General features: G+C 46.1%; 10 protein-coding genes. All 10 read right to left on the bottom strand.

The features are described from left to right. The coding region (locus tag HRU21_10075) for a PHP domain-containing protein (GenBank protein ID NRA42636.1) at positions 1–926 on the bottom strand (926 nt) is incomplete at its 3' end. Beyond that, on the bottom strand, positions 923–1,549 hold the full coding sequence (gene rnhB, locus HRU21_10070) for a ribonuclease HII (GenBank protein ID NRA42635.1): 627 nt from the start codon (positions 1,547–1,549) through the stop codon (positions 923–925). The genes HRU21_10075 and rnhB, both read right to left, overlap by 4 nt. Before the next feature lie 24 nt (positions 1,550–1,573). Further along, entirely contained in the window at positions 1,574–2,344 is a 771-nt protein-coding gene (gene lpxA / locus HRU21_10065; GenBank protein NRA42634.1) for an acyl-ACP--UDP-N-acetylglucosamine O-acyltransferase, read from the bottom strand. 16 nt (positions 2,345–2,360) lie between these two features. Then, positions 2,361–2,813, bottom strand: coding sequence for a 3-hydroxyacyl-ACP dehydratase FabZ (fabZ, locus tag HRU21_10060; protein ID NRA42633.1), 453 nt, complete (start codon positions 2,811–2,813; stop codon positions 2,361–2,363). Between the two features lie 71 nt (positions 2,814–2,884). After that, entirely contained in the window at positions 2,885–3,958 is a 1,074-nt protein-coding gene (gene lpxD / locus HRU21_10055) for a UDP-3-O-(3-hydroxymyristoyl)glucosamine N-acyltransferase (GenBank protein NRA42632.1), read from the bottom strand. Positions 3,959–3,992: 34 nt separating this feature from the next. Next, positions 3,993–4,520, bottom strand: coding sequence for an OmpH family outer membrane protein (locus tag HRU21_10050; GenBank protein ID NRA42631.1), 528 nt, complete (start codon positions 4,518–4,520; stop codon positions 3,993–3,995). A 30-nt stretch (positions 4,521–4,550) separates the two neighbouring features. Further along, the gene (bamA, locus tag HRU21_10045; GenBank protein NRA42630.1) at positions 4,551–7,166 is read right to left on the bottom strand and encodes an outer membrane protein assembly factor BamA; all 2,616 of its coding nucleotides are present in this window, start codon (positions 7,164–7,166) and stop codon (positions 4,551–4,553) included. A 38-nt stretch (positions 7,167–7,204) separates the two neighbouring features. Further along, complete coding sequence (rseP, locus tag HRU21_10040; protein NRA42629.1) at positions 7,205–8,545, bottom strand: RIP metalloprotease RseP; 1,341 nt, start codon at positions 8,543–8,545, stop codon at positions 7,205–7,207. After that, complete coding sequence (locus HRU21_10035; protein NRA42628.1) at positions 8,536–9,762, bottom strand: 1-deoxy-D-xylulose-5-phosphate reductoisomerase; 1,227 nt, start codon at positions 9,760–9,762, stop codon at positions 8,536–8,538. Before HRU21_10035 ends, rseP begins: the two co-directional genes overlap by 10 nt. A gap of 16 nt (positions 9,763–9,778) precedes the next feature. Then, on the bottom strand, positions 9,779–10,004 hold a 226-nt coding region (locus HRU21_10030; protein NRA42627.1), incomplete at its 5' end, for a phosphatidate cytidylyltransferase.

Genomic DNA, 10,004 nt, shown 5'->3' with positions numbered 1-10,004 from the left:
ACTGCTTTTGTTTGCGACTCATATTGCGCATAAGGTATGCGTTGAAAAAACGCATCTTGTTCGAAGTTTGCAGGAATCGGATATTCCGGTAAAAAGTACTCACCTAAATGCAGCTGCACATTGCAGCGTTTTGCGATCTCTACGCTGTTCTGCAAAGCGGTGGGAATATCAGCAAATAATTGCTGCATTTCTTCGCTTGATTTTAGGTATTGTTGCTCGGAATATTTACGCTCACGAGAGTTATCATCTAAAACCACTTGATCGCCGATACAGACCCGAGACTCATGCGCGGCGAAATGCGCTTGCTGGTGAAAATGCACATCATTGGTGGCAACCACAGGCACATGATGTTGCGCTGCTAAGGCAACAGCGGCTTGCAGATACTGTTCATCTTGACTGCGCTGAGTTCGCTGCAGCTCAAGATAAAACCTGTCTTGGAATAGCTGCTGGTATTTAAGCAGCAAAGCTTCAGCCTCGGACTGGTTTGACTTCAACAGCGCCTGACCTATCTCGCCGCGCTTAGCCCCAGAGAGCGCAAGCACACCCTCACTATGTGCCTCAAGCCACTGCCATTGAATGCGTGCATCACCACCAAAGGTTTGTCCTTCAAGATAGGCTTTAGAGATCAACTCCGTTAAATTTTTATAACCCTGATTATTCATGGCGAAAAGCGTAATGACATAATCATGGTCGTCGACCTGAAGCAAGAAATCACTGCCGATGATGGGTTTAACGCCCTCAGCCAGCGCCGCTTTATAAAATTTAACCAAAGCAAAAAAATTACATTGGTCAGTTAACGCAACTGCCGGTTGATTCAGCTCAGCACATTGTTTGACTAACTTTTTTACTTTAACAATGCTGTTTGTTAAAGAATATTCGGAGTGAACACGGAGGTGAACAAAGTTTTGGTTTTCAGTAGCTATCATGCCTCACCACCCTGCTCAGACAAAACACGGCGGACTGGCGCAAAGCTTTGTCGATGCGCTGTGGTCACGCCATATTTCGCTAACGCTGCTAAATGTGCTTTAGTCGGATAGCCTTTATGTTGCGCAAAACCGTATTCAGGGAAGGTTTGATCTAATGCTACTAATGCTCGATCACGAGTTACTTTCGCTAAAATAGATGCCGCGGCAATCGCCGCAACCCTATCATCACCCTTAACGACTGCTTCACTGGGATAATGCCAATCTGGCAATTTATTGCCATCAACCGCGACAAACTCAGGCTGCGGCGTCAAAGCTGCAACCGCACGATGCATGGCTAATAAGGAGGCTTGTAGAATATTCAGTTGATCAATTTCTGCGACTGAACATTCCGCAATCGCATAGGCATGCGATTGCTGCGTAATCTGATCAAATAAAGATTCGCGTTTACTTGCCGATATTTTTTTAGAATCGGCTAATCCAGCAATCGCTTGTTCGGGATCAAGAATCACTGCAGCAGCAACCACAGCACCCGCCAGTGGTCCTCTTCCGGCCTCATCACAACCTGCTAACAGGCTGCCTTGATATGGGAAAACAACTGCGGGTAAAGGGCTCTGCTTTACCATTACCGACTTACCATGCGCATCATATTAGCGAATTATGCCTCGCGTGGAACTTTTCAAAGTGTCTATCATGAGCTGAATCGCTGAACAGTCATCGACCATTTCATGCAGTAATGCCAAGGCTTCATCTAGAGTATGTCCTTGTCGATAAACAATTTTATAGGCTCTACGAATTTGACTGATGGTTTGCTTGCTAAAATCTCGACGTTTAAGTCCTTCAGTGTTGATACCAAATGGCTGACAGGGATTGCCATTCGCCATAACAAATGCTGGCACATCTTTTGACACCGAGGAACCAAATCCTAAAAACGCATGCTCACCAATCTTACAATGCTGATGCACCAAGGTATAACCTGAAAGAATAGCCCAATCAGCCACATCGACATGACCTGCCAAGGCAACATTGTTCACTAAAATAGTGTGATTGCCGACAACTGAATCATGTCCAATATGCGCATAGGCCATGAATAGATTGTCATTACCAATTTTGGTGTAACCCTTATCCTGAACCGTGCCTCGATGTATGGTCACGCCCTCTCGGATAATATTACGATCACCAATAATCAACTCTGTTGGCTCACCATTGTATTTAAGATCTGGTGTATCTTCGCCAACAGATGAGAACTGATAAATTTCGTTATCTTCGCCAAGCTTGGTAGGACCTTTTAAAATGACATGGGCATGGATTTTACAGCCTGCGCCAATGATGACATCCGGGCCGATTACCGAGTATGGGCCGACACTCACATTCTCTGCAATGCTTGCCTGTGGATCGATAATCGCTGTAGGATGAATCATAGACATTTACACAATCTTATTGATCAAAGTTTGGCGTTTGTCGATGAGCACAGAGAATCGTTGCTTTGCACGCAAGTTCACCATCAACAGTAGCGCTACAGTCAAACTTCCATATCCCACGCCGTTCTGATACCACTGCCGCATTCAGCTTTAACTGATCACCGGGCACAACCTGGCGCTTAAAACGTAAGTCATCACAACCTACAAATAAATACAGTGAACCGTCAGCTGGCTTAGTATCGAGTGTTTTAAAACCTAATATGCCCGCAGCCTGTGCCATTGCCTCGACAATTAAAACCCCTGGCATGACCGCATAATCCGGAAAATGCCCCTGAAAAAACTCCTCGTTAGCACTGACATTTTTTAGTGCCACAATCGACTCGCCTAACTGAATCGACTCTACACGATCAACCAATAAAAACGGGTAACGATGCGGTAAATACTGACGTACCTGTTCAATATTCATCATATAAAATTCCTAGTCCTTGTATCACAGTTATCAACATTGCGTCTTTACAGGATATTTATCCAAGCGCAAGATTAATCGTTTCTGTCAGTTGATAACTGCTGTATTTGTTTTTCAAGTTGCTTGATGCGCTTTTCCATTTGATCAAGCTGAGTAAAACGCACGGCTGATTTACGCCACTGTGATGTCGGCATGCTGCCGGTACCTGAGGAATAGGAACCTGGCTGCTTTATTGAACCCGTAACCTTACTCATGCCCATAATTTGCGTACCGGCAGCAATCTCAATATGGCCAGCGATGGCGCAGGCACCGGCAATAATGCAATGTTCTCCAACCACAGTACTGCCGGCAAATGAAGTGGCGCCGGCAATAGCGGTATAACGACCAATAATACAGTTATGCGCAATATGAACTTGATTATCAATAATCACGCCCTGCTCAATAATAGTAGGCGATAAGGTGCCGCAGTCGATACAGGTATTGGCGCCAATATCAACAAAATCGGCAATCACCACGCCGCCAAGCTGATGAATCTTTTGCCATGCCTGCTGATCGGCGCCGGTTTTACCGGTTGGAGCAAAACCAAAACCCTGAGCACCAATCACAGTACCGCTATGAATAGTTACGTGCTGACCAATCTGCACATCACTATACAGTGTTACATTGGCAGCCAGCACGGTATTAGCGCCGACGTGACTAGAATGTCCAATATAGCTACCCGCGCCAATTTCACAATTTTCTGCCACCACGGCATCCGCTGCTATTGTCACATGCGGGCCAATGGAGGCAGATGATGCCACCTGCGCTGAATCTGCCACAACGGCAGTAGGATGGATGCCTGCAGTCGCTGGGTGATTCGGTAAAAACAACTCGGTTAGCTGAGCATAGCTAAGGTAAGGGTTGTTTGAAATCAGTGCTGGAATCGGGCACTGCGATTGCTGTTGTGCACTGATAATCACCGCACTGGCAGCGGTACTGGATAACTCAGGCAAACGTTTCTGATCAGATAAAAAACTGATACTTTGAGGCTTCGCGTCGTGCAGCGCAGCAATTTGTATAATCTCAATATCTTCTGCCGCAGCAGAGCCTGGCGGTAAAAAAACCTCCAGACCCAAATGCTCTGCAATAAAAGCTAATGAGAAGCTCATAGGAAGCACATAAATAGTTAGATATGCCTAAAGTTTACTTTTTTGCCGAGGCTAGCTTATTCAGCTGGTCAGTAACCTTCGCGGTAATATCAAAACTGGTATCGGCATAAAACACCACCTGCGGGTTTGCAACCAACACCAAGCCATATCCGTCTTCTTGGCGAATAGCATCAACCACGCGTTGCGCAGCAGCCTGCATTTGCAGTACCAAAGGTGCCAAAGCTTGTTTGTTTTGCTCTTGTAACTTGCCTTCTAAATGCTGGATATCCGACTGCATACTTTTTAGCTGACCCTGCATCTCAGTCTTCTGTTCTACTGACATTAAAGGCTCTTCTTTTTGATACTTTTTAAATAATGCCTGCGCATCTTGGCTAAGTGCCTTTATTTTTTCGATATTGTCTTTATACGCCGCCTCAGACTCGAGCTTTGCAATGCGAGATTTTGCCAGATCGGTAGTCAGTATCGCTTTTTGAAAATCAACAACCGCAATTTTACCGGCCGCAAAGCTGGGTAGCGCTAAACAAATACAGCTTAACAGTGCAAAATATCGAAACAACTTCATGTCCTTGTCCTTATAGGTGTAAATAATTGATTAAAAGCCAGTACCAATCGAGAATTGGAAAAACTTAGTATCGTCACTGGAGGTGTTATTAAATGGCTCAGACAGGCTGAACGTTAAAGGCCCTAGAGCACTCACCCAGGTTAAACCTAGACCATAAGACGCTCTCAGCTGGTCTAACTCAGAAATATCATAACAGGTTTCTTGAAGGATACCGCAATCCGTGTCAAAAACATTACCGCTGTCGATGAACAACACGGTTCTCAGCGAGCGTCTGTCTTTGATAAACCATAGTGGAAATATCAATTCTACGCCTGACTCGACCAACATATTACCACCAATGGTATCTTGTCGCGTCAGCGGTTGCGCAACAAATTTATTGGCCACTTCATCGTAATAATAAGTAGGTTTTAGATTATTAAAGGCGTCACGACCTGCGCCGGTTAAATAGCCTTCAGACGGTGTACCTTTTGGCCCTAAGCTTGAGCGTTCATAACCGCGCACAGAGCCAAAGCCGCCGGCGTAAAAATTCTCGAAAAATGGTAACTCTGTGGTGTCACCATAGCCGCCACCGATACCAAGACGGCCATGCAAACGAATCGCCAGTTCTGGCTTTATATTGATAAAATATTGACCACGATAGATAGCCTTCCAATACTCTAAATCGGTCTCAGGCAGCCCCGATTCAATGGTAAAGTTATGCGAGAAACCGTCGGTGGGCATAAAACCCCTATTCAGTTCAGATTGGCTCCAGCTGAGATTAACCGTAAAGCTATCGTATTCGTCGCCATTACGGTCAATAAAGCCTTGGTCAAAAGGAATGTATGGGTCGATTCCCGAGGCCTCAAGTGCAAAGATCTCGCGCAGCGCAGGGTCAACATCGATAATCTCGCCATTAACCAGTTCAACCTGCTGGTAGAAATCGATATCATTGTCTGGCCTGGGCGATGAAATCACTTCTTGTGAGGCAAACGGCCCGGTCTCAATCAAAATATTGGCATAGCCAAAACCAAAGCCTAGTCGGGTTGTCTCGTTAATTGGATAACCGTAATTCAACGTCGCACCATAGGTATTGGTGCTAAATTCGGCTACCCCCAACTTATCAAAGTCAGTTTCTTTAAAAAATAGACCAAAGCCTCTACTCACACCATCAACCGTGTAATAGGGATTGGTATAGTTAAAATTATAGCTGATTTGATAATCGTTTTTACTGACGCCAAAGCTGACCTTATTACCGCTACCAAGAAAGTTCTTTTGACTGAGGTTTGCTGACAGCACCAAGCCTCCGGAATCAGAGTAGCCAATCGACGCGCCAACCGAACCCGATGGCTGCTCTTCAACCGTAAACACAACATCCACCAGATCTTCCTCACCCGGTACCTTTATCATTTCTGACTCAACCGTTTTGAAAAAGCCCAGTCGCTGAAGATTTACTTTTGACTGCTCTATTTTCTGAGCGGAAGCAGGCGCAGCTTCCATTTGACGCATTTCGCGACGCAAAACCTCATCTTGAGTACCCGTATTACCTCTAAATTCAACCCGCCTAACATAGGTTCTCTGCCCGGGGTCAACAAAAAAGGTTAACTCAACCGTTTTATCTTCGGCATTTGCTTTGGGATAATGACGAACGCTCGCAAACGCATAGCCCTCAGCACCCAGTAAACGGGAAATCAGTTCTTGTGATGAAGTAATGCGTGACTGAGAATAAATACCGCCAGGACGCAGCAAAATGATACGTCGAATAATATCCTCGCTGATAGTCAACTCACCTGATAACTTTATCTCGCTGATGGTATAAATATCACCTTCTTCAACATTGATGGTGACAAAAACCTCGTCCTTATAAGGCCCAAGCGCAACCTGCGTTGAAGCGACACGAAAATTTAAATAGCCTTGATCTCGATAAAAGGATTCAAGCTTTTCAATATCAGCACGTAAGCGCTCTCGCGAATACTTATCTTTCGAGCTCCACCACCAAGTATCGTCAGAATCTCTAAGCTCCAGCATATCCAGCAACTCCTCCGTCGAAAAGCGCTGATTACCAACAATATTCAGATGTTTAATCTCGGCGGTTGAGCCTTCATAAACATCAATATTCAGGTTGATACGATTTTGCGGTAACTCGATTACGTTAGCCGTAATATCGGCGTCATAACGTCCTTGCGAGGTATACTGGCGCTGCAACTCCAGTCGGATTTGCTCTAGCGTCTCGCGCTTAAACACCTGCCCCTGGGTCAAACCAGAACGCGCTAAACCAGCCAACAAATCTTCCGTTTTTAATTGCTTATTACCCTCTATATTGATTTCAGCAATAGCAGGTCGCTCTTGCAGCTGAAATACAATCACATCGCCGTCGAGCGAGACCGCTATATCATCGAAATTACCGGTTTTGAACAGAGCACTAATCGAGCGTTGAATTTGCAGGGCATTCACACTTTGCTGAATCGTAAAGGGTAAGTTGGCAAACACACTGGCTGGCGATACCCGCTGCAAGCCTTCCAAACGAATATCGCCAACTTGAATAGGATATGGCGAGCTGGTCGAAACTGGCGATGAAGAATCAGCTTCTGCAAACAGCTTATTAGTCGTCAAAAACCCGGTTAACAGCACAATAGCGCAAATTTTAATTAACTGAGTGAATGAGTGCATGAAAAATAAAAACATCAAAAATCAATTTAAAAAACGCGTCACAAACGCGCTATATCATTTACAAACGCGAGCACCATAACCGATAAAATTATCGCCATACCTATCCGCAAAGCAAACTCCTGCACCTGATCGGGCACTGGAGAGCCTTTCATCCATTCAATAAGGTAAAAGAAGATGTGTCCGCCATCTAAAACTGGGATAGGAAGTAAGTTTAATACACCCAAACTTACACTCAGCAATGCTATCAAACTGAGGTAGGGATAGATACCTGATTGTGCAGATTCTGTGGCAACTTTGGCGATCGTGATAGGACCAGAAAGCTGTTTAAATGAAATTTGCCCAAGTATCATTTTCTTTACTGAAGCGAGCGAGAACTTGGCGGCTTGCCAGGTTGCTGAGACTGCTGGTATCCATGCAGATAGAGCTGTATATTCGACCCGCTGAAGCAGCGCATCGGGCACCTTGGAAGTCTGCATAGCAATCCCAACTTGGCCAATTAACTCACCTTGCTGCCGTTTCCCCTGAGGCGTCAGCTGCACCATCAGCGGCGCACCGTCACGCTCAAGCAAAACCGTTAAGACTTGCTCAGGGTGAGCTCGCACGTAATCAATCCATTGTCTGCCTTGCTGAATTTCAACATCATCGACCTGCAGCAGCCGGTCGGCTTTTCTTAATCCCGCCTCAGCGGCAGGGCTAGCTGGCAAAACATCGGCAACAATGGGCATGACTTCGATTTGATAAAACTGAAATCCGAGACTGCTGGCGATATCAACCTGCCCCTCTGCATCTGAGAGCCAATTCTCTATCCGCAAGCTAAACGTCTCGCCATACTGATTGACTAATTCAATCTTCCCCGAGTCGCCTAAACGCTGCATTAACTGCATCATGACTTCTCGCGCATTGGCAACCGGCTGTTGATCCACTTGCCTGATAATATCACCTGTTTGCAGGCCTGCATTTGCCGCTATTGATGCAGGTTCAACCGAAAAAATCTCGGCCTTTAGTTGGGTACTGCCGGGTAAAAAAACCAGCCAATACACCAGTATCGCCAATAAAAAATTGGCCAGCGGGCCAGCGGATACAATCGCCGTGCGCGCATATACCGACTGCTGATTAAATGCCAAATGCTTCAGCTCTGCGGCGACCTCCGCCTCACGCTCATCCAGCATTTTAACGAAGCCGCCCAGCGGCAGTGCCGCCAAGCTGAATCGGGTGCCATGTTTGTCATGAAAACTAAAAAGCTTGGGGCCAAAACCAATCGAAAACTCCAGCACTTTAACGCCGCATAACCTGGCCACAATGAAATGCCCATACTCATGAAAGGCAATTAACACACCCAAGGTGAGGGCTAAAACGCCAATATGCTGAATCAGCTCCATAACGATTGATCCTGAATAATTTGCGTCGCAGTTTGCCGCACCTGGCTGTCGATCGCCATCAGACCCTCTAGATCACTGAACTGCGGCACATCCGTTTGCATTGCCAGGCTATCTAATAGATGCGCATTTAACTGAGCAATTTGAGTAAAGCTGATACCATCTTGCAAAAAGGCATCTACAGCAACCTCGTTACAGGCATTTAATATAGCCGGCGCTGCGCCGCCGCACTTGAATGCTTGTGCCGCCAGGCTAAGGTTTGGGAAACGCTGATAATCAGGCTGTTCAAAATGCAGCTTTGCAATGTCCGTTAAACTCAAATCGGGCACCGCCACCGAGATTCTGTTTGGCCAAGCGAGAGCATTGGCAATTGGCGTACGCATATCAGGGTTACCCATTTGCGCAAGGGTTGAACCGTCAACAAACTGAACCATCGAATGAATGACGCTCTCTGGGTGCACCACAATATCTATCGAGTCAGGGTCAAGACCAAATAGCCAGCAGGCCTCAATGAGCTCTAAGCCTTTGTTCATCATGGTAGCAGAATCAATAGATATTTTTTTCCCCATGCTCCAATTCGGATGAGCAACTGCCTCAGCGACGCTAACCGAAGACATTTCTTGCAAAGTTTTTTGCCGGAATGGGCCGCCTGATGCCGTAAGAATTAGCCGTTTTACCTGCTGCAAATCTACAGCCAGCTGCGGCGACGAGCTTGACTGCGGTAAACACTGAAAGATGGCGTTGTGTTCCGAATCAATTGGTAACAGTGTTGCTTGATGATCGCGCACAGTTTGCATAAAAAGTGCGCCAGCCATGACAAGACTTTCTTTATTTGCCAGTAAGATTTTCTTCCCCGCCGCAGCTGCAGCTAGCGAAGAAGGTAAACCTGCTGCCCCAACAATCGCTGCGACTACCGTATCAACCTCATCATCGCTTGCAACAAGCTCTAGCGCATCAGCACCGATTAACACGACTGTATCAATAGCCTCGCTAGCTAGCTGATGTTTAAAAGCCGCAATACCATCGTGTTGAGGATTCGCTAGCACAACATATCGAGGCCTAAAACGTCGACACAGATGCAACAAAGCATCCAACTGAGAGAACGCGGTTAAGGCGTAAACTTGATACTTGTCTTGATGCTGCGCAAGAATATCTAGCGTGCTCAATCCGATTGAGCCGGTCGCACCCAGTATACTGATTGTTTGCCTATGTACTGTCATAGTATTCAGATACCGACTACGAGCCCGAAGAAAGCAGGATCAATAACAATACAAACACCGGTGCTGCCGCAGTGATGGAGTCTAATCGATCTAAGATGCCACCGTGACCCGGTAAAAGTTGACTGGAATCCTTTAAACCTCGATGGCGTTTAAGCATCGACTCCAATAAATCACCTAATACTGAAGCTACAGCCGCACAAATTGAAATACTCACCAGCGCGATAAAGGAGAGCTCAGGCTGA

Source organism: Pseudomonadales bacterium (genome assembly GCA_013215025.1).
Lineage (GTDB): Bacteria > Pseudomonadota > Gammaproteobacteria > Pseudomonadales > DT-91 > DT-91.
This window is presented reverse-complemented; position numbering and strand designations above follow the sequence as displayed.